Consider the following 26,327-nt stretch of genomic DNA (forward strand, 5'->3'; position numbering starts at 1 on the left):
TTGCCGTGGTTCGGGGAGGTAGTTTATTGTTGAACTACCAATCAGCGAGGAGCACATCATGCCCGCCGTGACCGTCAGTGACATCACTGTTCTGCCCCGCATCGGTGCGCAGGAGTCGGTGAACGAGCGTTCGGTGAAGTCGGTGACGTCTGCGCCGAGCGGGTATGAGGGCGAGGGCTTTCCGGTACGGCGGGCGTTCGCGGGCGTCGATCTCCGTGACCTGGACCCGTTCATTCACATGGACCAGATGGGTGAGGTCGAGTACGCGCCGGGTGAGCCGAAGGGCACGCCGTGGCACCCGCACCGCGGCTTCGAGACCGTCACGTACATGCTCGACGGGATCATGGAGCACCAGGACTCCAACGGTGGCGGCGGTGTCATCTCCAACGGCGACACGCAGTGGATGACCGCGGGCAGCGGCCTGCTGCACATCGAGACGCCGCCCGAGCACCTGGTGATGAGCGGTGGCCTGTTCCACGGCATCCAGCTCTGGGTGAACCTGCCGAAGGCGCTCAAGTGGGCTCCGCCGCGCTACCAGGACATCCGCGGCGGTGACTCCGCGCTGCTGTCCACGCCGGACGGCGGTTCGCTGATCCGCGTGATCGCCGGCTCGGTTGACGGTCACAACGGGCCTGGTTCGACCCACACCCCGATCACGTTGGTGCACGCGACGGTCAGCCCCGGCGCGGAGATGGTGCTCCCGTGGCAGCCGGAGTACAACGCGCTCGTCTACGTGCTGGCCGGTCAGGGCACCGTCGGCGCCGAGCGGCGCCCGATCCGCAAGGGTCAGCTGGCCGTCTTCGGTCCCGGTGACACGATCCGTACGGCGGCGGGTACGACGCAGCCGCAAGCGGAGCCGAACCTCGACGTACTGGTGATCGGCGGCCGCCCGATCCGCGAGCCGGTCGCGATGGCCGGTCCGTTCGTGATGAACACCCGCGCCGAGGTCATCCAGGCCTTCGAGGACTTCCAGGCCGGCAAGCTCGGCAGCATCCCCGCGGTCCACGGCGCCCCGACGGAACTCCGCAGTACCGAATAGTCCCGCCCTGGACACCGGCAACCCCCGGATCTACCTTCGCAGCAAGGGGATTCGGGAAGTTGCAGGGGGCATCATGTCGTACTTGCGGAAACTTGCGCTGATCGTGTCCGCGGTAGCACTGACGGTCGCCGCGGCCGCACCGTTCCCGGCATCGATTCCGTTGCCGGTGGACTTCCAGCCGGAGGGCATCGCCACCGGCCCGGAGAGCACGTTCTACGCCGGTTCGCTGCGCAGCGGTGACATCTATCGCGGCAGCCTGCGGACCGGCGAGGGCGCGATCTTCGTCGACGCGCCGCCGGGCCGGATCGCCGCCGGGATGAAGGTCGAGCGAGCCGCACAGCGGCTCTGGGTCGCGGGCGGGCCTACCGGTCACGGCTACGTCTACAGCACCCGCGACGGGTCGACGGTCGCCGACCTCGTGCTCAGTTCGGTGGCCGGCACTCTGATCAACGACGTCGTAGTCACCCACGACGCGGCGTACTTCACCGACACCTTCAGCCCGGTGTTCTACAAGGTCCCGATCGGGCCCGGCGGCCGGATCGGCGCCCCGCAGACCATCCCCTACAGCGGTCCGGCAGCCGTCATAGGGGACTTCCCGAACTGGAACGGCATCGACGCCACCCGGGACGGCAAGCACCTGATCGTCGGTCACTCCTCGCGCGCGACGATGTACCTGGTCGATCCCGAGAGCGGCGCGAGCCGGGCCATCGCGATCACCGGTGGCGCGATCACACCCGGTACGCCGGACGGCATCCTGCTCGACGGCAGGAACCTGTGGGTGGTGGAGAACTTCGCCAACCGCCTCGTCAAGATCGAGCTGAGTGCGGATCTGACCAGCGGCGAGATCGTTGCCGCCGTCACCAATTCGCTGTTCCGGGTGCCGACCACCGTCGCCGAGGACGGCAACCGGCTGGCGCTGGTCAACGGCCGCTTCGACCTCGGCTTCCCGCCGCCGTTCGGGCCCGGGGCGCCGCCCGGGACGGACTTCGACGTGGTGCAGCTCGACAAGCCCTGATCAGCCCTCGGGGTAGAACAGGAACAACGTGCAGCCCTGCGCGGACTGCGGAACGTGCGACGACCCGGCTGGGGCGTGGATGAACGAACCGGCCGGGTAGTCGCGGTCACCGTCGTTGAACACGCCGTCGACGACGAAGACTTCCTCCGGACCGGGATCGTGTACGTCGATGCCTTGCCAGCTCGATCCCGGATCCATCTGCAGCACGAACGCCTTGGCGACCGCTCCCGACCACAGCGGCCGCAATCTGATGCCGGGAAACAGTTCGCGGACTGGTGCGTCGTCGACCGACGCCCACTCGTAGTTCTCCATGCCTCCGATCGTCGCGCCGTGCACCGGCTTGTCCCAGTGTCAGGAAAGTCCCGATCAGGTACTTTTCTGCCATGCACCGCGTCGTCGCATTGGTGACCGCGCCGCAGGCCAGCTTCGAGCTCGGGTGTGCGGCGGCGGTCTTCCGCGATCCGCCGTACCGCTTCGGCGTCTGCACCGAACACCCCGGAAACCTCCGCACCACCGAGGGTTTCGACATGGTGGTCAGGTCCGGCATGCGAGCACTCGACCGCGCCGACACGATCGTCGTGCCAGGTTGGCTGCCGATCAATCGCGAGCCGTCCGAGCAGGTACTGCGTGCGCTCACGCGAGCCCATCGGCGCGGGGCGCGACTCGTCAGCATCTGCTCGGGTGCGTACCTGCTGGCCGCGACCGGGGTGCTCGACGGGCGCCGGGTCGCGACGCATTGGCGGTACGCCGACGAACTGCAGCGCCGATTCCCCGCGGTCCAAGTGGATCCGGACGTGCTGTACGTCGACCACGGGGATGTGGCGACGAGTGGCGGGTCAGGGACCGGGATCGATCTGTGTCTGCATCTGGTGCGCCGCGATCACGGAGCGTCCTATGCGTCGTGGGTCGCTCGACGGATGGTGATGCCGCCGCATCGCGAAGGTGGTCAGTTGCAGTACCGCTCCGAGGGCCCAGAACTGATGAACAGAGGTGCGGAGGGGTTTCCGGCCGGGAGACGGGGCGCGGCGGCGGGTGAGTCGTTGGGTGCGGTTCTGGATTGGGCTGTTGAGCGCCTGCACAAGCCGATCACGGTCGAGGATCTCGCTCGGCGGGTGAACGTCTCGCCGCGGACGCTGGCGCGGCGGTTCGAGGAGCAGTTGGGTGCGGCGCCGGGGCAGTGGTTGCTGGCCCAGCGGATCGCCAGAACACGTGTTCTGCTGGAGGAAACGGAACTTTCCGTCGACGCCATCGCCACCCGGGTCGGCCTCTCGTCCGCGACCAATCTACGCAGAAGATTCCGTGCCGCACTCAACACCACCCCGAGCGCCTACCGCCGTGCCTATCAGGGCAAGTAGTCGCCGGTGTCGTCGAGCGTGATGTAGTGCTCGATGCGCGGGTCGTCCGGATCCCCGCCGTACAGCTCGACGAAACGTCGCGCCGCGGGCGGTCCGCCGTACTGCGGGTTGAGTGTGCCGCGCAGGCTCTTGAACATCAACGAAAGATCGACGTACCGGTCGCCGGCACCGAGTCGACTGAGATCCAGGACGCCGGTGAAGCGCAGTGTCGTCGGGTCGATGAAGACGTTCGGCACCGCGTAGTCCCCGTGGGTCACGGCGGTGCCGGATCCGGGGAAGGGCGAGACGAACGGGCAACCAGTCAACTCGTCCAGAGCCCGCAGGCCCAAAGCGATCGCCGCGAGTACGGCGGGACGGTCGCGCGCCGGCCACGGTTGGGACGCGTCGCGGCCGGACAGCTCCGTGGTCAGCAGCCAGTTGTTGCCTTGGTCAACGATGCGCGGGCAGGGGAAGCCGGTCGCGCCGAGCCATGCCAGTCGGTCCGCCTCGTCGGAGACGCCGGGGCCGGCCTTGTAGTAGAGGCGTTCCGGCCCGCGCTCGAGCCGGACGACCGTCGCCCCGGAGCAACCGACGTGGACCGGTTCGGCGCCGTCGGCGCCGAACCGATCCTGGAGAAGATTCAGATCCACTCAGCGAAGGTTACGGTGCAACGCTGAAATCAGCTCCCCATTTGCGGTGTCGCCGTCGAGTGACCAGATCATCGCGCCGCCCAGGTCGCGGTGCGAGATGTACTGCGCTTTGCGTTTCATCTCGACCGGGTCGTCCCAGGTCCAGAACGTCGTACCGTCGAACAGCCAGGCGAAACCGGCGCGGTTGTCGCGGTAGACCGTGTAGTTCGCCAACTGGGCCTTCAGGTAGCGGTAGTCCTCGGTGCCGGCGTCGAACGTCGAGGGCGCCGGACCGGTCGACGGTTGGAAGAGACCATGGTTCTGGTCTGTCACGCCGGTCCAGCCGTGCGAGTAGAACGGCACGCCCATCACCAGCTTGCTCCGTGGTGCGCCGCGGGCCAGATAGGCGTCGATCGTCACCTGTGAGCTGAACTCCGGGGTCGTCGGATCGCCTGCCGGTCCGTCGATCGCGGACTGCTGGTTGGTGAGCGTCTCCCACGGACCGTGGTAGTCGTACCCCTGCGTCGTACCGAACGTCAGGTCCTTGAACAGCTGACGGACCTCGAAGCCGCGGTCGATCATCGCCGGGTTCGCAGGCAGGAACGCGGTCAGGTCGTGCCTGCCCGGCAACCGGTCGAGTTGCTTGCGGTACTCGTGCACCAGCGCGGTGAAGTTCTGCTTGTCCTCCGGCCGGATCACGTTGCCCGGGTTGCCTTCGCTGGCAGGCCATTCCCAGTCCAGGTCGATGCCGGTGAAGATGCCCTTCGCGGTGCCGGCAGGAAGATCCGGGAGGTTGCCCTTCAGCCACAGGTCGAGGCACGACTTCACGTGCGCGGCCCGCGAGGCCGGTGTGAGCGCCGCGTCGGAGAAGTGCGCCGAGCCGGTCCAGCCGCCGAGCGAGATGCTGATCCGGAGCTTCGGGTACTTCTGCTTCAGCTGCTTGAGCTGATTGAGGTTGCCGTTGAGCACCTGTCCGGGCTCGTCGGCCTTGCCGTTGACGCTCTGCTCGGCGGTGAACGGTCGCTGGTAGTCGGCCCACGGGTCGCTGCTGAGGCAGTTCCCCTGGGCGTCGACGAATCCGAACGCGTAGTTGATCTGGGTCAGCCGGGCCGCGGACCCGTTCTTCACCAGATCGCTGACCAGAAAGTTCCGGCCGTACCCACTCCAGTTGGTGTAGTACCCCACCACTCTTTTGGTGCTGCCGTGCGCTTCCGCAGGTACGGCGGCAGTCGTTGGTACGACCATCGCAGCCGCCATCAGCAGCCCCACACTCCGACGCCTCATAACACCCCCATCGGACGGTTCCTGCGCACACAGTAGGACCACCGACCGACTTAAGCAATGTCTCTGCAAAAACTAGGGCGTGACCAGGATCCTCCGGGATCACGACTGACGAGATTCGTCAGTCGTCGGCTGGTTCGGCCGCAGGGCATGGATAGGGTCGGCGGTATGACGACTGTGGCTGCGGATCTGGCATCGGATGGGGTTCTGAGGGCCTCGATCAATCTGGGGAATCCGGTGTTGGCGCAGGGGACGGTGGAGGCACCGGGTGGGGTGACTGTTGATGTTGCGCGGGAGTTGGCGCGGCGGTTGGGGGTGTCGTTGGAGTTGGTGTGTTTCGATGCGGCGCGGAAGTCGTTCGAGGCGATGACGACCGGGCAGGCGGATCTCTGCTTTCTCGCGATCGACCCGGCGCGGGCGGCCGAGGTGGCGTTCACGGCGCCGTACGTCGTGATCGAGGGCGTGTTCGCCGTACCACAGGACTCCAAGCTGACCGCGGTCGCCGAGGTGGATGCGCCGAGGGTGCGGATCGGGGTGAAGCAGGGGTCGGCGTACGACCTCTACCTGACCAGGACGTTGCAGCAGGCAACGGTTGTCCGCGGGGCGGAGGGTGTCGACGTGTTCCGCGACGAGGGTCTCGAGGTCGCCGCCGGCATCCGGCAGCCGATCACCCGGTACGTCGCCGAGCACCCGGAGCTGCGCCTGATCGACGAGCGGTTCATGCAGATCCAGCAGGCCGTCGGCACCGCGAAGTCCAAGCACCCGGACACGGTCGCCTACCTGCACGACCTGATCGAGGATCTGAAGTCCTCAGGCTTCATCGCCGCGTCCCTCGCCGCCTCCGGCCAGGCCGACGCCACGGTTGCCCCGCCCGCCTGAACCCGCCGCCTGACCCGCCTGCCCTTACGGGCAGTGACGAGGCAACAACCTGCCGTGGCAAGTGGTTCTGGCAACCATTCGATAGGGTCCGGACATCTATCGGTGAGTGGCCGCGCGACTCCGCTCTGTGAGTGGTCTAGTGCGGCCCGCTGTGAGGACAACCGATCGGGAGGGACTCATCGTGGTATCCACACCACGATCGAGGCGCCTCGGCGTTGCCGCCGTCGCCTTGATCGCCGCCTTCGGGCTCACTACCCCGGGCCAGGCAGTAGCCGGCCCGCAAGCCAATCCAGCCCCCGTGCAGGGCAAAGACCAGAGCGTCACGCTGATCACCGGCGACCGGGTCACCCTGCGCGGCGGCGACCCCGCCCGCGCCATGATCCGGCCCGGCAAGGGCCGGACCGACGTCGCGTTCAGCTCGTACCGGCTGAAAGACCACTTGTACGTCGTACCGTCCGACGTCAGCGCGCGCCTGGCCGGCGGGAAGCTCGACAGCCGCCTGTTCGACGTGACAGCGCTGCTCAAAGACGGGTACGACGAGACGCTGCCGCTGATCGTCACGTACGGCGGCAAGGCGCAGAAGCGTGCCGCCATACCGGGAGCGACTGTCGCGCGTCAGCTGCCCGTCATCAACGGCGCCGCGCTGAAGGTCACCAAGGACTCCAAGGTGCTGGACGCGGCTGGCATCGACAAGATCTGGCTCGACGGCAAGCGCAAGGTCACGCTGGACCAGTCGGTCCCGCAGATCGGCGCGCCGACCGCCTGGCAGGCGGGCTACACCGGCCAGGGCATCCCGGTCGCGGTCCTCGACACCGGGATCGACAAGTCGCACCCCGACCTCGCCGCCCAGGTGGTCGGCGGCAAGAACTTCACCGACGCACCTGACGGCGACCACTTCGGTCACGGTACGCACGTCGCCTCAACGATCGCCGGTACGGCGGCCGCGTCGAGCGGCAAGTACAAGGGCGTGGCCCCGGACGCGAGGCTGTACGACGGCAAGGTCTGCGACGACTTCGGCAGCTGCCCGGACTCCGCGATCCTGGCCGGGATGGAGTGGGCCGCGACCGAGGTCAAGGCCAAGGTCGTCAACTGAGCCTCGGCGGCACCGACACCCCAGGGATCGACCCGCTCGAGGAGGCCGTGAACCGGCTCACCGCGCAGACCGGCACCCTGTTCGTGATTGCCGCCGGCAACGACGGCCCGGGTGAGCAGACCATCGGATCGCCGGGCAGCGCGGACGCCGCGCTCACCGTCGGCGCGGTCGACAAGCAGAACCAGCTGGCCGACTTCTCCAGCCGCGGCCCGCGCGTCGGCGACGGCGCGGTGAAGCCGGACATCAGCGCGCCGGGGGTTTCGATCGTCGCCGCGAAGGCGAAGGACTCGATCATCGGCGAGCCGGTCGGCGACGACTACCTGCGTCTCGACGGTACGTCGATGGCGACGCCGCACGTGGTGGGATCGGCCGCGATCCTCGCGCAGGAGCACCCGAACTGGAAGGCCGCCGAGCTCAAGGGCGCGCTGATGGGTTCGGCCAAGCCGGCCGCGGACCAGACCGCGTTCGAGCAGGGCGCCGGCCGGGTGGATGTTGCCAAGGGCATCAAGCAGACCGTGATCGCCGAACCCGGCAACATCTCGTTCGGTACGGCGGTCTGGCCGCACGACGACGACGCCCCGGTCACCAAGACCGTGACGTACCGGAACCTCGGCGACCAGGCGGTGACGCTCAACCTGGCCGCGTCGTTGAACGGACCGGACGGCAGCCCCGCTCCGGCGGACGCCCTCAAGCTGAGTGCGACGACGGTCACCGTCCCGGCGGGCGGCACCGCCACGGTCCAGGCGACCTCGAACACCAAGCACGACGGTCCGGACGGCACGTACTCCGGCCGCCTCACCGCGGCCGCGGGCGACGTCAGCGTCACGTCGGCGATCGGCGTGGACAAGGAGAAGGAGAGCTACAACCTCACCCTGAAGGCGATCGGCGCGGACGGAAAGCCGACCGAGTTCGCGGGCGCCCTGTCCGCGATGGACCGGAACCTGTTCCAGTTCCTGGGCGACGGTACCGACACGCTCACGCTGCGGTTGCTGAAGGGCGAGTACCTGGTGCAGAGCAACCAGTTCGTCGAGCTGCCGAACGGCGACTTCGCCAGCTACGGGCTGCTGCAGCCGTCGGTCGAGCTCACCGAGGACACCACGGTGGTGTTCGACGCGCGGACGACGAAGCCGGTCAAGGTGACCGTGCCGCAGGCCGGCGCGGAGGCCGCGCTCGCCGACGTCGGGTTCGACCGGAAGTCTGCAGACGGTCAGTTCGGACTGAGCTACGCCAGTCTGTCGTTCGGATTCGGGGCGATGTATTCCGCGCAGGTGGGATCGTCGGTGTTCCCGCCCGAGCAGTTGACCGGCCATGTCGCGTCGCAGTGGGCGAAGCCGGACGCGGACGGGACGTTCAACAACTCGCCGTACATCGTCGGTCAGCTCGACACGTTCCCGGGAGTGTTCCCGACGGGGTTCGTGCGGGCCGTCAAGGCGAAGGAGCAGGCCACGCTCCGGCAGACCGTCAACGCCACCAGCGACCGCGATCACGAACGGGTCGTGTTCGGCAACGCGCCGGGGATGGGCGGCGGTTGGGCGGTCGGGCTGACGTACGGCAAGGCGCCGCTGACCACGACGGCGTACGTCGACGGCAAGCCGGCCACCTGGCAGACAGAGGTCGACGAGATCATCCCGAGCACCGACCCGGAGGACCCGTTCCCGCAGACGATCAGCCGGCTGATCTCGCCGTCGAAGGCGTACCGGGCCGGGAAGTCGTACGACGAGCGGTTCAACGCGGCGGCCTTCTCGATTGCGCCGGACGCGGCGGTCCGACTCGAGAACAACCTGTTCCTGTCCGCCTTCGGTCTCGGTGACGCGGACGGGAACGGTGGGTTCGTCGCCACCGACTCCGAGTCCAGCAAGCTGATCCAGGACGGGAAGGTCGTCGCCGAGTCGCCGTACTTCGGGTACGTCGAAGCGTCCGACCTGCCTGCGGCGAAGACGACGTACACGCTGGAGTCGACGCAGACGCAGTCGAAGAGCCCGTTCGCGACCCGGACGGATCTGCGGTGGACGTTCAGTTCGGCGGCCACGTCCGAGGAGACCAGGCTGCCGCTGCTGGGCATCCGCTACCAGCCCACGGTGGACGATCACAACGTGGCCGAGCGCAAGCCGGTGACTGTGCTGCCCGTCGTGGTGAGCCCGCAGGCTGGGCAGCAGCTGCCGGTGATTCGCAAGCTGACGGTCCAGGTGTCCGGCGACGACGGTAAGACCTGGAAGAACGCCGCGGTCGCGCCGATGGGTCACGGCCGGTACAAGGCGATCTTCCAGACGCCGGCCGGAAAGTCCGTCTCGCTGCGGTCGCACCTGGTCGACGGCGCCGGCAACGTTACGGACCTCACCGTTATCAGGTCCTACGCGATGCGCTGACGACGCAACCCCGGAGACCGGTTGCCGCGTTCTAGGTGTTGCGCAGACAACCGACTTTTTGGGGTGAGGCTGTGAGTTCGAGATCCACGCGCAGAGGAAAGCCCGCGATCGCCGTCCTGGCGGTCGCGGGCCTTGCCGTCGGGGTGCTGACACCCACTGCGGCCGCAGCGGTCAGGACAGAGGGGAACAAACAGGGCAAGGACGTCAGCGTCACGCTGATCACCGGCGACCGGGTGCTGCTGCCCGGCGGAGACGTGACCAAGGCGACCGTCGAGCCCGGCGCCGGCCGTGAACACGTCGGCTTCAACACCTACCGCGTCCGGGGTCACGCCTACGTGATCCCGGCCGACGTCTACAAGGCAGTCGGGAACGGCCGGATCGACCGCCGGCTCTTCGATGTCGCCGAGTTGGTGAAGGACGGGTACGACGACGCGTCGACGAGCACCATCCCGGTGCTGACGACGTACGCCGGCACTGCGAAGCGCGCCGTACCGGCCGGAGCGCGGGTCACGCGGCAGTTGCCGTCGATCAGCGGCACGGCGATGAAGGTCAGCAAGAGCAACACCAAGGCGTTCATGAGTTCGGCCGGGTTCAGCAAGTTGTGGCTGGACGGTAAGCGGAAGTTGCTGCTGGACCAGTCGGTGCCGCAGATCGGCGGACCGGTCGCGTGGCAGGCCGGGTACACCGGCAAGGGCGTGTCGGTCGCGGTGCTCGACTCCGGTGTCGACGCGACCCACCCGGACCTCGCGACGCAGATCGCGGGGGAGAAGAACTTCACCACGGAGTCGGCCGACGACCTGGTCGGCCACGGTACGCACGTCGCGTCGACGATCGCCGGCACCGGTGCCGCGTCGGACGGGCGCTACAAAGGCGTGGCGCCGGACGCGCGCATCTACGACGGCAAGATCTGCGAGGTCTGGGGCTGCGACGAGTCCGCGATCCTCGCCGGGATGGAATGGGCCGCGAACGAGGTCAAGGCGAAGATCGTCAACCTCAGCATCGGCGGCCAGGACACGCCGGAGCTCGACCCGGTCGAGGAGGCCGTGAACCGGCTGACCGCGCAGTCCGGCACCTTGTTTGTGATTGCCGCCGGCAACGAAGGTCCGGGGGACGGGACGATCAGCTCGCCGGGCAGTGCGGACGCGGCGCTGACGGTCGGCAACGTGACCAAGCAGGACCAGCTCAACGAGACGTCGAGCCGCGGGCCGCGGGTCGGCGACAGCGCGCTGAAGCCGGACGTGACCGCGCCGGGCACGGACATCGTGGCGGCGAAGTCGAAGGACTCGTCGATCGGTGAACCGGTCGGCGACCAGTACCTGCGGCTCTCCGGTACGTCGATGGCGACGCCTCACACCGCCGGCGCTGCAGCGATTCTGCTGCAGGAGCACCCGTCCTGGACGCCGGCCGAGGTGAAGGCGGCGTTGATGGGATCGGCGAAGGTCGCGGCCGATCAGACGGCATTCCAGCAGGGCGCGGGGCGGATCGACCTGACCACGGCGATCAAGCAGAGCGTGGTAGCCGAGTCCGGCAACGTGTCCTTCGGGAAGGCGTCGTACCCGCACTCCGATGACCAGCCGGTCACGCGCGACCTGACGTTCCGCAACCTGGGCGACGCGGCCGTCACGCTGTCGCTGACGTCGGTGCTGAACGGTCCCGACGGCGCGGCGGCTCCTGCCGGTGCGCTGAAGCTGAGCGCCGACTCGGTGACCGTCCCGGCGGGTGGTACGGCGTCCGTACAGGCGACGTCGGACACCGCGCTCGGCGGGGCGGATGGGCTGTACAGCGGTCGGATCATGGCCACCGGGGGCGGCCAGACGGTCGTCGTACCGGTGGGTGTGGACAAGGAAGGTCCGACGTACAACCTGACCGTCAAGCTGATCCGGCCCGACGGTGCACCGGACCCGGACTACCCGATGACGCTGACCGGCATCGACAATGACCAGCACGACATGTACTCGCCGGACGAGACCGGGACGGTGACGCTCAGGCTGCCGCAGGGCGAGTACACGGTCGACCAGTTCCAGGAGTTCGAGCGCGGACCGGAGGACTGGATCTTCTTCATCCTGACCGCGCCCAGTGTGAAGCTCACCTCGGACCAGACGGTCGTCCTCGATGCGCGGAAGGCGAAGCCGGTCACCACGTCGGTGCCGAAGGCCGACGCGAAGCAGGCCAACTCGGACATCGGCTTCGACCGGAAGACCAAGGACGGCACGTACATCTACTCCGCGGGCGGGTTCCTGTCCGGGACGATGTACACGTACAGCGCCGGCCCGCGGCTGTCCGCGGCCGAGCTGACCGGGCACGTCACGTCGCAGTGGGGTGTGCGGGGTGCGGACGGGTTGTTCACGAACACGCCGTACCTGTACGGGATCGCGAACTACTTCCCGGGCGAGTTCCCCACCGGATTCGACCGGCAGGTGAAGCAGTCCGACCTCGCGACGGTGGACAGCACGGTCAACGCGACCGCGGATCCCCGGGTGTTCAGGATGCTGCACCCGGTGATGCCGGACGGCGGCGGTGGCTGGGCCCGCGTGATCCGTCTCGACGTACCGCGGACCATCCGGTACTACCTCGACGACACGCAGTACGGCTGGTCCGGCCGGGTCGAGGAGGACACGGACGGTTCGGACCTCCCGTTCCCGAAGTGGCGCCTGGAGGGGAAGCCGGTGCTGTACAAGGCCGGCCGGTACTACCAGGAGCGGTGGAACGCGGCCACGTTCGTGCCGTCGCTGTACGCCGCGACGCGGTCGGGAAATGCGCTGAACATCGCGCTGTACGGCCTCACCGACGCGGACGGGCATGTCGGCTCCATCACCAGGACGTCGGCGAGTACGAAGCTCTACCGCGACGGGACCGAGATCGCGTCCACGCCGTACTTCGGCAACGTCGACGTCGCGGACCTGCCCGCCGGTAAGGCGTCGTACAAGCTGGTCACGACCGGCACGCAGGCGCTGTGGCCGTTCTCGACGCGGACCGATCTGGAGGCGACGTTCACGTCGTCGGCGGACCGGACGAGCGTCCCGATCTACACCGTCACATTCCGGCCGGAGGTGGACGGGAGCAACACCATGACACGCAAGCCGGTCACGGTGTTGCCGTACGAGGTCAAGGGCGTGACAAAGGTGAAGATCGAGTACTCCGACGACGCCGGAGCGACCTGGCGTCAGGCACCGGTCGCCGGCGGCAAGGCGATCTTCCCGACGCCGGCCGGCAAGACCGTCTCGCTGCGCGCCACCGCGACGGACGCGGCCGGGAACAGCACGACGCAAACCGTGATCGCCGCCTACAACCTGCGGTGATCAGCAGAACGGCCCTCGGAGCACATCCCGGGGGCCGTTCTGTCAGGCGAGCTGTCAGCCGATCAGGCCGAGGTCCTTCACGGCGGCGCGCTCCTCGCCGAGCTCGGCGGTCGAGGCGTCGATCTTGCCGCGGGAGAACTCGTTGATCTCCAGGCCCTGGACGATCTCCCAGTTGCCGTCCTTGGCGGTCACCGGGAACGACGAGATCAGGCCTTCCGGTACGTCGTACGAACCGTCGGAGACGACCGCCATCGACAGCCAGTCACCCTCGGCCGAGCCCTTCAGCCAGTCGCGGGTGTGGTCGATGGTGGCGGCCGCCGCGGAGGCCGCCGACGACGCGCCGCGGGCCTCGATGATCGCGGCGCCGCGCTTCTGCGTGGTTGGGAGGAAGTCGTTCTCCACCCAGTCCTGGTCGTTGATCACCTCGACCGCGCTCTTCCCGGCGATCTCGGCGTGGAAGATGTCCGGGTACTGGGTGGAGGAGTGGTTGCCCCAGATCGTCAGCTTCTTGATGTCGGTGACCGGGCTGCCGGTCTTCTTCGCCAGCTGCGCCAGCGCCCGGTTGTGGTCCAGCCGGGTCAGCGCCGAGAACCGCTCGGCCGGGATGTCCGGCGCGTTGCTCTTCGCGATCAGCGCGTTGGTGTTCGCCGGGTTGCCGGTGACGGTGATCCGGATGTCGTCGGCGGCGTGGTCGTTCAGCGCCTTGCCCTGGACGGTGAAGATCGCGCCGTTCGCCTCCAGCAGGTCGCCGCGCTCCATCCCCTTGGTCCGCGGCCGCGCGCCCACCAGCAGCGCGACGTTGACACCGTCGAAGACGACGTTCGGGTCGTCGCCGATCTCGATCCCGGCGAGCGTCGGGAACGCGCTGTCGTCGAGCTCCATCACGACGCCCTCGAGCGCCTTCAGCGCCGGGGTGATCTCCAGCAGCCGCAGCTCCACCGGCGTGTCCGGCCCGAGCAGCGCGCCGCTCGCGATCCGGAACAGCAGGCTGTAACCGATATTCCCTGCGGCCCCGGTAACGGCCACCTTCACCGGTGTAGTGCTCACGACAGGCTCCTAGCTCATCCGATTGTGTGCTTGGGACGCTAGCAAGCCAGGTGTCTCAGCCCAACGCTGGGGCAGGGCGTAATACCTCACATCTCGATGGATCATTCACCGGCCGGTCATCCGGCGTACGTCGGTCCGCCGCAGCGGTGCCCGAGGGTAGCTCCCAGTTCCTGACCCGTAAGGAGAATCATCATGAAGCTGTCCGCCCGGCTGGTGCCGGTCGCCGTCTCGGCGCTCGCCGTGACCGCGTCGGTGCTCGTCCCGCAGACCGTGCACTCGGCGCATTCAGAGCAGTCGGCGCAGACGGAGCAGTCGGTGCAGACGGACAAGCGCGACGACTTCGTGATCGTCGGGCACCGCGGTGCGTCCGGGTACCGGCCCGAGCACACGCTCGCGTCGTACGAGCTGGCCGCCCGGATGGGCGCCGACTTCATCGAGCCCGACCTGGTCACCACCAAGGACCGGGTGCTGGTCGCGCGGCACGAGCCGGAGATCGGCGGTACGACGGACGTCGCGAACCACCCCGAGTTCGTGGGCCGGAAGAAGACCAAGCTGCTCGACGGGGTCGCGGTCACCGGCTGGTTCACCGAGGACTTCACGCTGGCCGAGCTGAAGACGCTGCGCGCGGTCGAGCGGATCCCGGCGGTCCGGCAGCACAACACCGTGTTCAACGGGCACTACCAGATCCCGACCTTCCAGGAAGTGATCGACCTCAGCAAGCGGCTCTCCAAGGAACTCGGCCGCCCGATCGGCATCTACCCGGAGACCAAGCACCCGACGTACTTCCGTCAGCAGGGTCTCGCGCTCGAGCCCGAGCTGGTGCGGACGCTGAACCGCAACGGCCTGAACCGCCCCGGAGCGAAGGTGTTCGTGCAATCCTTCGAGGTCTCGAACCTGAAGGCGCTGCACAAGGAGCTCCGCGTCCCGCTGGTGCAGCTGACCAGCTCGAGCGGTGCGCCGTACGACTTCGTGGTCTCCGGTGACAAGCGCACGTACGCCGACATCGTCAGCGCCACCGGCTTGCGCGAGGTGGCGACGTACGCCGAGGGAGTTGGGCCGAGCAAGGACCAGGTGATTCCGCTCGACGCGACCGGCAAGCTCGGGAAGCCGACCGCGCTGGTCGCCGACGCGCACAAGGCCGGTCTGGTCGTGCACCCGTACACGTTCCGGGTCGAGAACACGTTCCTGCCGGCCGAGTTCGACAGCTCGGCGGTGCCGGCGGACTCGGGCAACCTGTTCGGCGAGATCGCGGCGTACCGCAAGGCCGGGATCGACGGGCTCTTCACCGACAACACCGACGTCGCGGTGGCGGAGGAACGTGAATCCAAGTAGCTGACAGGATGGGCGGGTGGAACGTAGGACCGCCTCCGGGATCGCGAGCGTCGAGGCTCAGGCCGATGGGACGTTCGTGCTGCGGGTCGACGGGTCGCCGCAGTCGCAGGTGGATCTGGCCGACCCGGGGAACCTGTCGTTCGAGTACATGCGCCGGATCGGCGACGTTGTGGACGCGGTCGCGCCACGGCGTCAGCCGGTCGCGGTCGCGCATGTCGGCGGGGCCGCGCTGAGCTTGCCGCGGTACGTCGCCGTGACGCGGCCGCGGTCCCGGCAGATCGTGCTCGAGCCCGATGAGGATCTGACCGAGTTCGTGCGTGAGGCGCTGCCGTTGCCGAAGCGGTCCGGGATCAAGGTTCGCCCGGTCACCGGGCGGGCGGGGATCACCGAGTTGTACGACGACTCGATGGATCTGGTGATCCTGGATGCCTTCGAGCACGAGGCGGTTCCTTCGAATCTCGTGACGGCGGAGTTCTTTGGTGAGTGCGCTCGGGTGCTGCGACCTACCGGCGTATTGATTGCGAACCTGATCGACGGGAAGGCCGGGCTGCCGTTCATCCGGCGTACGGCGGCGACGGTGCTGGACGTGATTGGCGCGGGCGTCGTACTCGCTGAGCGGAAGATCCTGCGGGGCAAGGGTTTTGGGAACGTCATCATGGTGGCGTCACCGCAACCCGTACCGGATCTGACGGATGCGGGCAGGCGGGCGCAACCGCCGTACGACGTGATGCCTTTGCAGGAGCTCGCCGGCAAAGCGGCCCCGCTGACCGACGCGGAAGGCTTCATCACGCCGCGGGCGCCGGCCTCAGTCTTCCGGAGCTGAGACGTTCCACGGCTTCGGAAACTGCGGCGCGTTCGGTCGAGGTTGCGCCGATCATCCGGACGAGGTGGTCGAGGCGATCGCGACTGGGGAGTCGGGTGCCGCGCAACCACGCCTGGATCGTCGCTCGCGGGATCCCGGTGTGCTGCTCCAGCGTTCGCAAGGAGCGGGGTCGGGCTAGCGCTGCTAGCGCGACTCCCAGGTCTTCGAGGTTCTCCGCGTTCTGCAGCAGGCCGACGATATCGCGCGGGTCGCGGCTCGCCTGCTGCCATCGCCGGTGCCAGACCGGCAGCAGATCCGCCGGGACTCCACAGCCGGTCAGATAGGCGGCCGCCACGTCCCAGGCCGGAAGGTGCTCGCCGCTCGTCGCGCGGATCAGATGCGCATGCGAGTAGTGCGCACGATCAGCCAATTGGCGGTAGCTCAGGCCCGCCTGACGACGTACCCGATCCAAGGCGGCGGCGAAAGCTGCGACATCCTCCACGTGTTCAAACATAACTCAACATGTTTCAACAGATCAAGCCGGTTAGGCTGGTGCCTGTGTCTGTCGCAAAGGTTGCCGCCCTGGCCTACTACCCGGTGAAAGGTCTTGCCGGGATCCCCGTCGAGTCCGCCGACGTCGGACCGACCGGTCTGCTGAACGACCGGCTGTTCATGCTGGTCCAGCCGGACGGGACGTTCCTGAGCCAACGCAAGCTGCCCGCGATGGCCACGCTGCGCGCCGAACCCGCCGGTGACGAGCTCCGACTGTCCGCGCCCGGCGCGCCCGACCTCGAGATCGAGATCAGGTACGACGGGAAGCGGCGGGACGTCAGCCTGTTCGAGAAATGGTTCGGGCAAGGCATCGTGCAGGACCCGGCCGCGGACGAGTGGTTCACCGCGCGACTCGGTGCGCCGACCGCCCTGGTTCGCGTGACGCCCGAGCATGAGCGGCCCGGGTGGGGCGTGAACCGCGGGCTGACCGGGTTCGGCGACGCGCACGCGTTGATGATCACGTCGCAGGCCTCACTCGATGGGCTGAATGCACGCATTCTCGAACACGGCGGCGGTGCGATTCCGATGAACCGCTTCCGGCCGAACCTGGTCGTTTCCGGGTGGACCGAACCGCACACCGAGGACAAGGTGCTCCGGATGACCGCGGGTGCGGTGGAGATCGGGTACTCCGCGCGCGGGATCCGGTGCGCGGTGCCGACCGTGGATCAGGCCACCGGCGCCAAGTCCGGGCCGGAACCGACCCGGACGCTGGCGACGTACCGGCGAGAACCCGCCTACGGCGGCGGCGTGAGCTTCGGCGTCAAGGGCGCAGTACTTGCCCCCGGCAACATCACCGTCGGCGACGAGATCACCGTCCACGAATGGATCCCGGACGGCACCGACCCCGCCCCGGCAACCCGCGCCTAGCAGCCGACGCGGTAGCGGCCCGTTACTGCTTTGTAGGTGCAGGTGTCGAAGGTCTTGCCGGCCGGGGTCTGGAAGCGGGCGGTGTCGCCGGTGTTGTTCCAGATGTACCAGCTCTGGTTCCAGTACAGCGTGAGCGCGCGGTTCCGGTTCTGGCCGGTGCGGACAATGACGGTCGACCGGCCCGGAAGCACGTAGCCGCGCGGGAACACGAACAGGTGGTTGGCGGCGTCCAGGACGCGGAATCCGGACAGGTTGATCGGCCGCGAGCTGATGTTGCGCACCGTGAAGAATTCGTTGTTCAGTTGCGCGTTGGTGCGGACATCCGCGCCCGGCGGGTCGTACTGGATCCCGCTCAGGACGACGGTGATCGCCGCATCGGCCGGCAGTGGTGCGAGCGCCGCCGTACCGGCCAGCACCACGGCGGCCGTGGCAGCGGAAAAGAGCGTGCGGAAGCGTCGTACGAACACAGGAATGTCCCCCTTGGCAGTGGGCCGAATTCCCCCCGGCCCGATGAATGCAAGCTGCCGGTTCCCCCCGGCGGACGCACGCTATCCGTCACGCTCCGTACTCGTCAAGCCCTCAATCAAGGGTCGTCGCGACGCCGTGCTCCAGCAGCCTGACGTGGTCCTCCAGCCCGGCGTCACGGAACGCAGCGACGAGCTGCTCCGGGCCTTCGCTGAAGTGGGCCCAGCCCTCGGTGTGGACGGGGACGATCGTCGCCCGGTCGAGGATCCGCGCGGCCTCGACCGCGTCCGTCGACGTGAGGGTCAGGTTGGCGTTGCCGAGCAGCCCTGTCCGCGCGGCTCCGGCGAAGAGGACGGCAACGTCGATCGGGGCGAACCGGTCGGCGATCTCCTTCACCAGGCCGAGTGACGCGTTGTCGCCGGAGACGTAGACGGTCGGAAGACCCTCGCCCTGCAGGACGAAGCCGGTGACGAAACCGACCACGGCCTCGGCGCCTTCCGGGCCGTGCAGCGCGGGTACGCCGGTCACCGTGATCACGCCGCCGTCCGGCCGGGGCAGGTCGATCGACTCCCAGTTCTTCAGCCCGCGGATGCCGGGGATGCGGACGGCCGCGCCCGGGGTGGAGAGGACGGTCGGGATGGACGGGAGCAGTGCGCGGCCGGCGTCGTCGAGGTTGTCCTTGTGCTCGTCGTGCGAGACCAGCGCGACGTCGATCGGGCCGAGCTCCGCGGCCGGGATCGCCGGGCCGGTCAGCTTCGTCATCACCCGGCCCGGGAGCTGGTAGTCGCGGGGCTCGTCGAAGGCCGGGTCGATCAGGAACGTGAGGCCGCCGAGGTTCAGGACGGCGGTCGGGCCGCCGATGTGCGTGATCTTCATGACCACGATCCTCCGGCCGGGCGGCCCGTCTCACCATTGGCCCGCGAGTCACAGTTCCTGAAGATCGGGCCATACTGTCTTCATGCGTACTGTGGCGGTCCTCGCGTATCCCGGGATGAGCCCGTTCCACCTGTCCGTACCGTGCCTGGTGCTCGGCGAACGCCGCGGGCTGCCGTCCCGGTACGACGTACTCGTCTGTGCGGAGGAACCGGGATCGTTCGCCACCAGCGCCGGTTTCGGGATCACGGTGGACCACGGGCTCGAGGCGATGGAGCGGGCCGATGTCGTGGTGCTGCCGAGTTGGGAGCCCGGTTTGGTCGCGTCCGACGTACTGCTGGACGCGATCCGGCGGGCGCACGGGCGTGGTGCGACCGTGGTTGCGCTGTGCGTCGGGGCGTTCCTGGTGGCGGAGAGCGGGCTCGCCGAAGGGCGTGAGGTGGTGACGCACTGGCGCTTCGCCGACGAGCTGCGGTCGCGGTATCCGGACCTGAAGGTGCGCGCCGACGTGCTGTGGTCGGATCAGGGGGATCTCGTCACATCTGCCGGTACGGCGGCCTCGCTGGATTGCTGCCTGCACTTGGTGCGCACGCACCACGGGGTCGAGGTGGCGGAGAAGGTTGCCCGGGACATCGTGGTAGCGCCGCATCGGAGTGGATCGCAGGCGCAGTACATCCCGGTGCCGGTGCCGCCGGACCCCGCCGACGACGTGATCGAGAAGGCGATGGTGTGGGCGCGGGCGCGGCTCGACCAGCCGGTGTCGCTGGACGAGTGGGCCGGGGCGGTGGCGATGTCACGACGTACGTTCACCCGGCAGTTCCGGGCGCGGACCGGGAGCTCGGGACAGGCGTGGTTGCTGCGGCAGCGGCTGGACCGGGCACGGTTGTTGCTGGAGACAACGGACCTGTCGGTCGAGCGGGTGGCCACGGAGAGCGGGTTCGGGAGCAGCGACGCGCTGCGGCACCACTTCCACGGGTTGCTCGGTACGACGCCGCAGCGGCATCGGCAGGAGTTCTACAGCACGAGCAGGATGTAGATCACCGGCGCCGCGAACGTGATCAGCAGGATCCAGGCCATCATCCGGTGCGCGGGCTTGCCGCGGTCGAGCGAGGACGCGAAGTACAGCACGGCGCCTTCCTCGGTATGACGGCTCAACCCCATCCGCTTGGCCTCCTCAGGCCGCGGATCCAGCCGCTCCTCCGCGAACGCATCCGGATGAATCCCCAAATGCGCCGGCTCCACCCGATCCACATCATCCCGCTCGAACATCCAACCTCCCGGTGGACCAGGTCGTCACCCCATGGTCCCACTGCTCGAACCGCCACGCAGGCAAAACCCCCACTTCGAGCGCCCAAAGGCCCGCCAGAGGGGGGTTATGCCTGCGTACAGCTCCGCACCTACGAGAAGTTCGCCACCCACGCGTTGCGGTCGGTGGAGCTGAGACAGATGCCCAGCAGCTTGGCTGTGCATCGCGGCGCCGTGCCGAAGCCGACACCGAGCGTCTTCAGGCCGCAGCTCAGAACGGTGCTGCGGCTGGTCGACATCAGCCTGTCGTAGGCCTGCTGTGCGGTCATCTTGTCGCCGCCGGCGCCCACCTGGGACCCGCTGGAGTCGTCAATGCCGCTGCCGGTCTTGGCGCGGCTACCTGCGGTCCCCTCGGCGCTGTTGGTGAGGCTCGGGTCTTCCTTCAGGCGTGCACAACCGTTGTCCACCCGGGCGTTGTCGATCAGGTCGAACAGTTGCTGCTCGTTCGCGTCCATGCCGCCGTCTACCGGTGGTGGAGGGGTGGTTGTGGTGGTCTGGGTCGGCGTGGGGACTGTGCGGCCCGGTGAGGTTGGTGCTGTGGTGGGCTGCGTCGTCGGGGCCGAGGTTGGTGCGGTGGTGGGGGTCTTGGAGGACAGGGTGGTTGGGGTGTCTGTCGGTGTGTTTGTCGGGCTGTTCGTCGGGGTTTCCGAGGGGGTTGCCGACGGGGTGTTGGTGGGGGTGGCCGTGGGGGTCGCCGTTGGCGGGACGGTGACTCGGGCCGAGGGGGTTGCGACGGCCGGCTTGGCGGTCGGGGTGATGTAGGTGTCGTCGGTGCGGGTGACGATCGGGATGGATGCGTCCGCCTCGTCGTTCTGCGGCTGGTGCAGCAGGATCCACGAGATCGGCGTGATCACCAGCAGCACAGAAGCAATCGCAATCACCGTACGACGGCCACGAGCAGACCGCCCAGCCGCCGCGGACCGAGCCGCAGTACGCCGTCCCGGCCCACTACCGCCAGGACCGCCAGACCCAGGCCGACCCGTCCCAGACCCCCCACGCCCGCCAGCACCAGCAGCAACGTGCTCGGCCCCAGCGTCGGCCCCACCGACCTCAGACCCAGCAGCGGCGTACGCCGCCGCACCAACACCAGCCGCACCTGCGCCCGTGCGATCCGCGCCGAACGCGCTCTCGCCGGAAGTGCTTGTGCCGGTGCTGGATGTGCTCGTGCGGGGTGTGTCCAGGCCGGATTCGCCGAGACCGTACGCGCTCGCGGCTGCTCCGGTGCTGAATGCACCTGCGGCCGCTGTGGTGCCTGGTTCGGGGCGGGTGGTTGAGCGGCGGGTGGCGGCTGCGGCTAGGTCGTCTGCGGCGCCCGTCAGCCCGGCGGTGCCGGCGGATGGTGTCTGCCCGGCGGTGCTGCTTGAGCGCGAAGTGCTGTCGGTGCCTGAGGTAGTCGCGGAGCCTAGGGAGGCCCAGTCGTCGGCGGCTCGGCGGGAGGACCAGGTGCCGGCGGTTTCGCCGAGCGGGGCCGGGGCCGGATCAGGGGTCTCCGTGCGCGCGGCGCGGCGGGCTCGGGTCGGTGGTTCGGGGTCCGTGCCCGCGATCGACTGGTCGACCCACGACGGCGTACCACCAGCAGGCCGCCGGCTCCCGAGACCCGCAGCCGGCTCTTCGGTGGGTCGAGTCGGCAGCCCGGAGTCGGTGTCGGGCGCGGTGTAGCTGGGCAGCGCGCCGCGCGGGGCGTACTGCGGCGTGGCGGGGCGTGACTGGTTGCCGCCGGCCCAGAACGGGGACTCGCTGGACGTGGCGCCCTTCGGCGCGCTCGCCCAGAACGGGGACTCGTCGCTGGTCCGCGGCGCGTAGCGCGGCGGCTCGGGCGGTGCGGGCGGGGTGGTTTCCGCGGGCGGAGTGGGCCGGTTGCCGGACCGCGACGAACGGGAGGCCGCTCGCGTCGCTTTCCTGCGTGGTTTGTACCGGCCGTTGCCGGACTCGGACATTATTTCGTTGTTCCCTTCAAAGTCGCGCCCCCAAGACGTGCCTCGCCAGATCGAGACGCCTCACACGTCGTCTCACCGGAACCCCCCAGGACCGTCCGGCAACATGACAAGGCAGGACCTACCCGCCGCGACCGACCGTGAATCGGCCGGACATTGTGGCCCTGGAACAACGTTCTGGCCACTTTCGGTGTTCTAGACACGATGACAACCACGATGGCTACCCGGTCTCAGCTTCTGCCGAAGTCCTGGACCCAGCTGCCCGGTCCCCAGTCCGACCGCACCTGGCCTGGGTCGTACCCGACGCCGATCGTGGTGAACCGGCAGTTCAGGATGTTCTTGCGGTGCCCGTCGCTCTGCATCCAGGCCGCGACGACCTTCTGTGCGCTGTCGTAGCCGGCCGCGATGTTTTCGCCCCAGCCCGACCCGCGGTACCCGGCGGCCGCCATCCGATCGCCCGGGTCTTGTCCATCAGGGTTCGTGTGGTCCATGTAGTGCCGGCGGACCATGTCCGACGCGTGCTTGCCGGCGGCCTCGACGAGTGCACTGTCCAGCCGGAGCGGGCCGCAGCCCTGCTGTTCACGGATCTGGTTGGTGTATTGGAGGACCTGCCGCTCCTGCGTGTTCGTCCCGCCGCCACCGGTCGGCGGCTGCGTGGTCTCGCTCGGCGTCGGGTCGGTGGACCGCGTCTTGGTCGGCGTACGCGTAGGCGTCTTGGTCGGCGTCGTACTCGCGGTCCTCGTCGGCTTGCTCGTCTTGGTCGGCGTACGCCGTGGCGTGGTCGGCGACACGGTCACGGTGGTCACGCCGACGGTCGGCGACGTCGGTGTGGTGAGCACGGTGCTCGGCGTATCGCTCGACGTACCCGGGCTGGCCGGAGTTGCGGAGGACGACGCGGCCGCGCCGAAAGCCGGCGTACCGAGGACTGCTGTCGTCGTGCGGCCGTTCGGCAAGGTCTTGGTAATGGTGATCAGCGGCGTGCCGGCCGTCGTACCCTCGACCGCCGATCGGCCGTCGACACGGGTGTCCTCGTTGACGTACTGCACGTTGGTGGCGTCGTTGACCTGGTTGGTGTCGCGAGACATCAACCAGACCACAGGTCCGATCGCGACCAGGACCGAGAGCGCGCTGACGACCGGGGCGACGAGGCCACGGCTCCGCCGGGGCGCTCTTCTGCTGCCGCGGTGCCGCCGGGGGGTAGGCGAATCCGTCATGGGATGGGCGAATCCTCTTCGTTTTTTCGTCGTACCGAGTTGCGCGTCGTTTCCCCGTGGTCCAGCCAGGTCCCCCCTGGTCTCACCGAACAGCGACCTTAACCGACGTGCAAGGTCATCGTTACGAAGGCGAATGCCCTCTTAACGAATCCTGAAGAAAACGATTGACTGAACGCCGTGGTAACCGGTCAGCCGCCGAAGTCCTGCACCCAGCTGCCGTTGCCCCAGTCCGGCTTCACCTGGCCGCCGTCGTACCCGATCCCGATCATCGTGTAGCTGCAGTTGAGGATGTTCGCGCGGTGTCCCGGGCTGTTCATCCAGCCCTTCACGACCGAGGCCGCGCTCGTGTAGCCGACGGCAATGTTCTCAGCCATCGCGCCGCCCCGGAAACCGGCCGCCTTCATCCGGTCGAACGGGCTGCGGCCGTCCAGGCTGTCGTGCGCGAAGTAGTGCTCGGCAACCATGTCGGCGGCATGCGCCTCGGCGGCCTGCGTCAGCGACTTGTTGGTCCGCAACGGTCCGCAGCCGGCCTTCGCACGTTCCTGGTTGGTCAGGTCCAGGACCTGCGCCTCGGCAGGTCCTGAGGTGGGCTTGGAGGTCTTCGTCGTCCTGGTCGGCGTTGGCGTCGGGGTCGCGGAGTGGGTCGGCTTCGGCGATGTCGTCGACGTGGTGGGCTTGGGCGTCCGCGTGCTGCCCCGGCTCGGCGACGTCGTCCGAGCCGGCTTCGGCGTCACGCTCTTCGCCGTCGAGGGGGTCGTGGAAGGAGTACGGCGAGGTGTGTACGACGGACTCGTCGGACGGACCGGTGTGGCCGACGACGCGTCGTCGCTCGCGGTAGCCATCGACGTGATCGGATCCGCCTGGCTCGTCACCTTGCTGCTGTCCGACTGACGCAGTACGAACCACCCGATGCCGGCCAGCAACACGAGAGCCGACAGTGACGCGATGAGAGGACCGGCCACGCCGTTACCGGGGGGCCGTCTGTGGTTCGTCATGATCTGCAGCCTTGCCCAGGGCAGCGTTTGCCCACGCGGCAGGCGTCAGCACTTCACGAACCTTTGACTATCGCAAGCGTTTCAAACGTCCGCGAGAATCACCGGGATCGGGCGATGACGATGTCGGCGATCACCTTCCAGCCCAGACTCCGGTAGAGCCGCAGGCCGTCGATCGACGCGATCAGGATGCCGCGTTTCGCGCCCTTCGCCGCAGCGGCCTCGACCAGCGACGCCATCACCGCGCTGCCGAGTCCGCGCCGGCGGTGGGCCGGGTCGGTCTCGATCCGGTCCGCGACCGCGTCCTCGCCGACGACCGCCATCCGGCCGCTCGACACCACTCCGCCGTGCATCGTGGCGCGGGTGATGATCAGGTCGTCCTCGAGTTCGGTGTGCAACGTATATCGCTCGTGCAGCTTCAGCGCCGGCTGCTCCGAGAGCTGGATCGTCATCAGCCAGTCCTGGTCCTGCTGGACCTCGAGGCCGAGCTGCTCCAGTTGCTCGATCCTGGCTTCCTTGTCGTCGGTGGCCAGCGTGATCCAGCCCGAGCCGCGCCCGCCGCCGTCGGCGAGGGCCAGCTGGGCGGCGCGTTCCACCCGCTCCGGTTTGTCGTCGGCATCCAGTACGACGTACTCCGTCGGCCGGCTCTCCTCACCCGCCCGGACGATCAGGATGCCGTCGTTGTCGTCCTCAACCGTGGTCCAGCCCCGCGAGACGGACCACCCGGCCTGCCAACGGCGGACGAGTTCCTCACGATCTCTCACCCGTCGATTCAAGCAGCCCGGCAGCGCGACGGCGAGGGGAACCGGTGTCGTTTGACACCAACTCGCCGTAAACCACTGCCTGCAGCCGGTCACCACGGCCCGTGAAGTGTCAGCCGGCGGGGTGCTCGGCGGCGAGCAGGTCGTAGGTGAGGAGGTTGTTGTACGTGCCGTCGCGGCGGGGGTCGGCGAGGCGCTCGTCGGCGACCCGCGTGAAGCCGTTGGCCTCGGCAACGTGCGCGGATGCCGTGTTCACGTCGGCACACCGCAGCACCAGCCGACGCCGGCCCAGACCGCCGTCCTCGACCGGCCGGAACGCGTGCTCGATCACCAACTGGACCGCCGTCGACATCACCTTGCGGCCGCGCGCGTCCGGGTGCATCCAGTACCCGATCTCGCCGATCGTGTTGTCGATCCGGTTGTTCAGGCCGAAGATGCTGACGTTGCCGAGCAACTCGTCGGCCGCCGGGTCGGTGATCGCCCAGGCCACGGCCTCACCGCTCGCCGCCGCATCCGAACGGCTGTTGATGAATCCCTTGGCGTCGTCGAGTCCGTACGGCGACGGCATACCCGTCAACCACTGCTGCGTCCGCTCGTCGCCGCAGGCCTCCATCACCCGTTGCGCGTCCGATGCGCGGAGCGGCCGCAGCCGGATCGCGCCGCCGTCGAGCACGGGCACCGTCCACCAGTTGCCCTTCGGCTCGAGCTCGTCGTCGCGCCCGATCGTCGCGACCCACTCGTCCTTCCGGACGCCGCGCGACCGGCCGCCGCCCGGAATTGTCACCAGACCACGGAATCCGGTCTTCCACGCGACCCGGCGGCTCGCGTAGTTGCCGACGTACGCACGCCAGATCACGCGCTTCCAGTCGAGGCCGTCGAACGCGTACCGCACCACGAGTTGCAGCGCGCGCGTCATCACCCCGTTGCCGCGGACGTCCGCCGATACCGCGAACCCGACCTCGCCGACACCGCCCTCGCCGTCGTGCAGGTCGACGGTGCCGACGTAGTTCCCGTCGTACTCGATCGCCCAGGCCCAGGCGGTGTTCGCGCGCCAGCCGGCCGGGACCACCTCGGTGAGGAAGTTCACCGCGTGCTCGTGCAGGTACGGGACCGGGATCGTGGTCCATTCCTGCATCACCGGGTCCTGGCACATCCGGTACGCCGGGTCGACGTCGGCGGCTGTGTGCGCACGCAGGGTCACCACGCCGTCGGTCAGCACCGGGACGTCCTCGGGAAATCGCATGCTTC

Annotated in this window: 24 protein-coding genes and 1 pseudogene; 11 read left to right on the forward strand and 14 right to left on the reverse strand. The window is 68.5% G+C overall.

The window, feature by feature from the left end; all coding sequences use genetic code 11:
• Positions 1-58 precede the first annotated feature (58 nt).
• Positions 59-1,039 (forward strand): pirin family protein, encoded by a 981-nt coding sequence (locus ACLJOO_RS25085; protein ID WP_410789806.1) that lies wholly within the window; start codon positions 59-61, stop codon positions 1,037-1,039.
• 73 nt (positions 1,040-1,112) lie between these two features.
• The gene (locus ACLJOO_RS25090; RefSeq protein WP_410789807.1) at positions 1,113-2,054 is read left to right on the forward strand and encodes an SMP-30/gluconolactonase/LRE family protein; all 942 of its coding nucleotides are present in this window, start codon (positions 1,113-1,115) and stop codon (positions 2,052-2,054) included.
• On the opposite strand, the gene ACLJOO_RS25095 is transcribed toward ACLJOO_RS25090, so the two are convergent.
• The gene (locus tag ACLJOO_RS25095; protein ID WP_410789808.1) at positions 2,055-2,366 is read right to left on the reverse strand and encodes a cupin domain-containing protein; all 312 of its coding nucleotides are present in this window, start codon (positions 2,364-2,366) and stop codon (positions 2,055-2,057) included.
• A gap of 71 nt (positions 2,367-2,437) precedes the next feature.
• Between ACLJOO_RS25095 and ACLJOO_RS25100 the strand changes: the two genes are divergently transcribed.
• Positions 2,438-3,409: a helix-turn-helix domain-containing protein gene (locus tag ACLJOO_RS25100; RefSeq protein WP_410789809.1), complete on the forward strand. Its 972-nt coding sequence runs from the start codon at positions 2,438-2,440 to the stop codon at positions 3,407-3,409.
• Here ACLJOO_RS25100 and ACLJOO_RS25105 read toward each other — a convergent pair.
• Complete coding sequence (locus ACLJOO_RS25105) at positions 3,397-4,038, reverse strand: phosphotransferase (RefSeq protein ID WP_410789810.1); 642 nt, start codon at positions 4,036-4,038, stop codon at positions 3,397-3,399. The genes ACLJOO_RS25100 and ACLJOO_RS25105 overlap by 13 nt on opposite strands.
• The gene (locus ACLJOO_RS25110) at positions 4,039-5,301 is read right to left on the reverse strand and encodes a glycoside hydrolase family 18 protein (RefSeq protein ID WP_410789811.1); all 1,263 of its coding nucleotides are present in this window, start codon (positions 5,299-5,301) and stop codon (positions 4,039-4,041) included.
• Positions 5,302-5,466: 165 nt separating this feature from the next.
• Here ACLJOO_RS25110 and ACLJOO_RS25115 point away from each other — a divergent pair, with 165 nt between their 5' ends.
• The 3 genes and pseudogenes from ACLJOO_RS25115 (at position 5,467) to ACLJOO_RS25125 (ending at position 12,935) form a co-directional block, all read left to right on the forward strand.
• Positions 5,467-6,177, forward strand: coding sequence for a transporter substrate-binding domain-containing protein (locus ACLJOO_RS25115; RefSeq protein WP_410789812.1), 711 nt, complete (start codon positions 5,467-5,469; stop codon positions 6,175-6,177).
• Between the two features lie 376 nt (positions 6,178-6,553).
• Positions 6,554-9,636, forward strand: a pseudogene (locus tag ACLJOO_RS25120) (S8 family serine peptidase).
• A gap of 71 nt (positions 9,637-9,707) precedes the next feature.
• Positions 9,708-12,935, forward strand: coding sequence for a S8 family serine peptidase (locus tag ACLJOO_RS25125; RefSeq protein ID WP_410789813.1), 3,228 nt, complete (start codon positions 9,708-9,710; stop codon positions 12,933-12,935).
• Between the two features lie 54 nt (positions 12,936-12,989).
• Here ACLJOO_RS25125 and ACLJOO_RS25130 read toward each other — a convergent pair whose 3' ends face one another.
• Complete coding sequence (locus ACLJOO_RS25130; RefSeq protein ID WP_410789814.1) at positions 12,990-13,982, reverse strand: malate dehydrogenase; 993 nt, start codon at positions 13,980-13,982, stop codon at positions 12,990-12,992.
• 192 nt (positions 13,983-14,174) lie between these two features.
• Here ACLJOO_RS25130 and ACLJOO_RS25135 point away from each other — a divergent pair, with 192 nt between their 5' ends.
• On the forward strand, positions 14,175-15,314 hold the full coding sequence (locus ACLJOO_RS25135; protein WP_410789815.1) for a glycerophosphodiester phosphodiesterase: 1,140 nt from the start codon (positions 14,175-14,177) through the stop codon (positions 15,312-15,314).
• 16 nt (positions 15,315-15,330) lie between these two features.
• Complete coding sequence (locus tag ACLJOO_RS25140; RefSeq protein WP_410789816.1) at positions 15,331-16,137, forward strand: spermidine synthase; 807 nt, start codon at positions 15,331-15,333, stop codon at positions 16,135-16,137.
• On the opposite strand, the gene ACLJOO_RS25145 is transcribed toward ACLJOO_RS25140, so the two are convergent.
• On the reverse strand, positions 16,100-16,618 hold the full coding sequence (locus ACLJOO_RS25145; protein ID WP_410789817.1) for a helix-turn-helix domain-containing protein: 519 nt from the start codon (positions 16,616-16,618) through the stop codon (positions 16,100-16,102). The two genes, ACLJOO_RS25140 and ACLJOO_RS25145, sit on opposite strands and share 38 nt — an antisense overlap.
• Positions 16,619-16,674: 56 nt before the next feature.
• Here ACLJOO_RS25145 and ACLJOO_RS25150 point away from each other — a divergent pair, with 56 nt between their 5' ends.
• On the forward strand, positions 16,675-17,535 hold the full coding sequence (locus tag ACLJOO_RS25150; RefSeq protein WP_410789818.1) for an MOSC domain-containing protein: 861 nt from the start codon (positions 16,675-16,677) through the stop codon (positions 17,533-17,535).
• Here the strand turns inward: ACLJOO_RS25150 and ACLJOO_RS25155 are convergent.
• Together ACLJOO_RS25155 and ACLJOO_RS25160 are read right to left on the reverse strand one after the other, a co-directional pair.
• Positions 17,532-18,002, reverse strand: coding sequence for a lamin tail domain-containing protein (locus ACLJOO_RS25155; protein WP_410789819.1), 471 nt, complete (start codon positions 18,000-18,002; stop codon positions 17,532-17,534). The genes ACLJOO_RS25150 and ACLJOO_RS25155 overlap by 4 nt on opposite strands.
• A 112-nt stretch (positions 18,003-18,114) precedes the next feature.
• Positions 18,115-18,876 carry an MBL fold metallo-hydrolase gene (locus tag ACLJOO_RS25160; RefSeq protein ID WP_410789820.1) on the reverse strand — a complete coding sequence of 254 codons (762 nt, stop codon included), beginning with the start codon at positions 18,874-18,876 and terminating at the stop codon, positions 18,115-18,117.
• Positions 18,877-18,958: 82 nt separating this feature from the next.
• Between ACLJOO_RS25160 and ACLJOO_RS25165 the strand changes: the two genes are divergently transcribed.
• Positions 18,959-19,909 carry a GlxA family transcriptional regulator gene (locus tag ACLJOO_RS25165; protein WP_410789821.1) on the forward strand — a complete coding sequence of 317 codons (951 nt, stop codon included), beginning with the start codon at positions 18,959-18,961 and terminating at the stop codon, positions 19,907-19,909.
• Here the strand turns inward: ACLJOO_RS25165 and ACLJOO_RS25170 are convergent.
• The 5 genes from ACLJOO_RS25170 to ACLJOO_RS25190 all read right to left on the reverse strand — a co-directional run bounded on the left by ACLJOO_RS25170 (position 19,888) and on the right by ACLJOO_RS25190 (position 23,886).
• The gene (locus ACLJOO_RS25170; RefSeq protein WP_410789822.1) at positions 19,888-20,142 is read right to left on the reverse strand and encodes a hypothetical protein; all 255 of its coding nucleotides are present in this window, start codon (positions 20,140-20,142) and stop codon (positions 19,888-19,890) included. The two genes, ACLJOO_RS25165 and ACLJOO_RS25170, sit on opposite strands and share 22 nt — an antisense overlap.
• A 128-nt stretch (positions 20,143-20,270) precedes the next feature.
• Positions 20,271-21,041, reverse strand: coding sequence for a hypothetical protein (locus ACLJOO_RS25175; protein ID WP_410789823.1), 771 nt, complete (start codon positions 21,039-21,041; stop codon positions 20,271-20,273).
• Positions 21,042-21,055: 14 nt separating this feature from the next.
• The gene (locus ACLJOO_RS25180; RefSeq protein WP_410789824.1) at positions 21,056-21,265 is read right to left on the reverse strand and encodes a hypothetical protein; all 210 of its coding nucleotides are present in this window, start codon (positions 21,263-21,265) and stop codon (positions 21,056-21,058) included.
• A gap of 1,077 nt (positions 21,266-22,342) precedes the next feature.
• Positions 22,343-23,326 carry a CAP domain-containing protein gene (locus ACLJOO_RS25185; protein ID WP_410789825.1) on the reverse strand — a complete coding sequence of 328 codons (984 nt, stop codon included), beginning with the start codon at positions 23,324-23,326 and terminating at the stop codon, positions 22,343-22,345.
• 188 nt (positions 23,327-23,514) lie between these two features.
• On the reverse strand, positions 23,515-23,886 hold the full coding sequence (locus tag ACLJOO_RS25190) for a CAP domain-containing protein (protein WP_410789961.1): 372 nt from the start codon (positions 23,884-23,886) through the stop codon (positions 23,515-23,517).
• 25 nt (positions 23,887-23,911) lie between these two features.
• Between ACLJOO_RS25190 and ACLJOO_RS25195 the strand changes: the two genes are divergently transcribed.
• Positions 23,912-24,217: a hypothetical protein gene (locus ACLJOO_RS25195; protein WP_410789965.1), complete on the forward strand. Its 306-nt coding sequence runs from the start codon at positions 23,912-23,914 to the stop codon at positions 24,215-24,217.
• Between the two features lie 202 nt (positions 24,218-24,419).
• On the opposite strand, the gene ACLJOO_RS25200 is transcribed toward ACLJOO_RS25195, so the two are convergent.
• Positions 24,420-25,082, reverse strand: a complete 663-nt coding sequence (locus ACLJOO_RS25200) for a GNAT family N-acetyltransferase (protein ID WP_410789826.1) — start codon at positions 25,080-25,082, stop codon at positions 24,420-24,422.
• A gap of 109 nt (positions 25,083-25,191) precedes the next feature.
• A complete protein-coding gene (locus tag ACLJOO_RS25205; protein ID WP_410789827.1) occupies positions 25,192-26,322 on the reverse strand; it encodes a GNAT family N-acetyltransferase in 1,131 nt (376 codons plus the stop codon).
• Between the last annotated feature and the right edge of the window lie 5 nt (positions 26,323-26,327).

The organism is Kribbella sp. C-35 (genome assembly GCF_046549195.1).
In the GTDB taxonomy this organism is placed as follows: Bacteria; Actinomycetota; Actinomycetes; order Propionibacteriales; family Kribbellaceae; genus Kribbella.

Coding starts and splice junctions, on each gene's coding strand:
- ACLJOO_RS25085 (WP_410789806.1), top strand. CDS start 59: ATGCCCGCCGTGACCGTCAGTGACATCACTGTTCTGCCCCGCATCGGT.
- ACLJOO_RS25090 (WP_410789807.1), top strand. CDS start 1,113: ATGTCGTACTTGCGGAAACTTGCGCTGATCGTGTCCGCGGTAGCACTG.
- ACLJOO_RS25095 (WP_410789808.1), bottom strand. CDS start 2,366: ATGGAGAACTACGAGTGGGCGTCGGTCGACGACGCACCAGTCCGCGAA.
- ACLJOO_RS25100 (WP_410789809.1), top strand. CDS start 2,438: ATGCACCGCGTCGTCGCATTGGTGACCGCGCCGCAGGCCAGCTTCGAG.
- ACLJOO_RS25110 (WP_410789811.1), bottom strand. CDS start 5,301: ATGAGGCGTCGGAGTGTGGGGCTGCTGATGGCGGCTGCGATGGTCGTA.
- ACLJOO_RS25115 (WP_410789812.1), top strand. CDS start 5,467: ATGACGACTGTGGCTGCGGATCTGGCATCGGATGGGGTTCTGAGGGCC.
- ACLJOO_RS25135 (WP_410789815.1), top strand. CDS start 14,175: ATGAAGCTGTCCGCCCGGCTGGTGCCGGTCGCCGTCTCGGCGCTCGCC.
- ACLJOO_RS25160 (WP_410789820.1), bottom strand. CDS start 18,876: ATGAAGATCACGCACATCGGCGGCCCGACCGCCGTCCTGAACCTCGGC.
- ACLJOO_RS25165 (WP_410789821.1), top strand. CDS start 18,959: ATGCGTACTGTGGCGGTCCTCGCGTATCCCGGGATGAGCCCGTTCCAC.
- ACLJOO_RS25170 (WP_410789822.1), bottom strand. CDS start 20,142: ATGTTCGAGCGGGATGATGTGGATCGGGTGGAGCCGGCGCATTTGGGG.
- ACLJOO_RS25185 (WP_410789825.1), bottom strand. CDS start 23,326: ATGACGGATTCGCCTACCCCCCGGCGGCACCGCGGCAGCAGAAGAGCG.
- ACLJOO_RS25205 (WP_410789827.1), bottom strand. CDS start 26,322: ATGCGATTTCCCGAGGACGTCCCGGTGCTGACCGACGGCGTGGTGACC.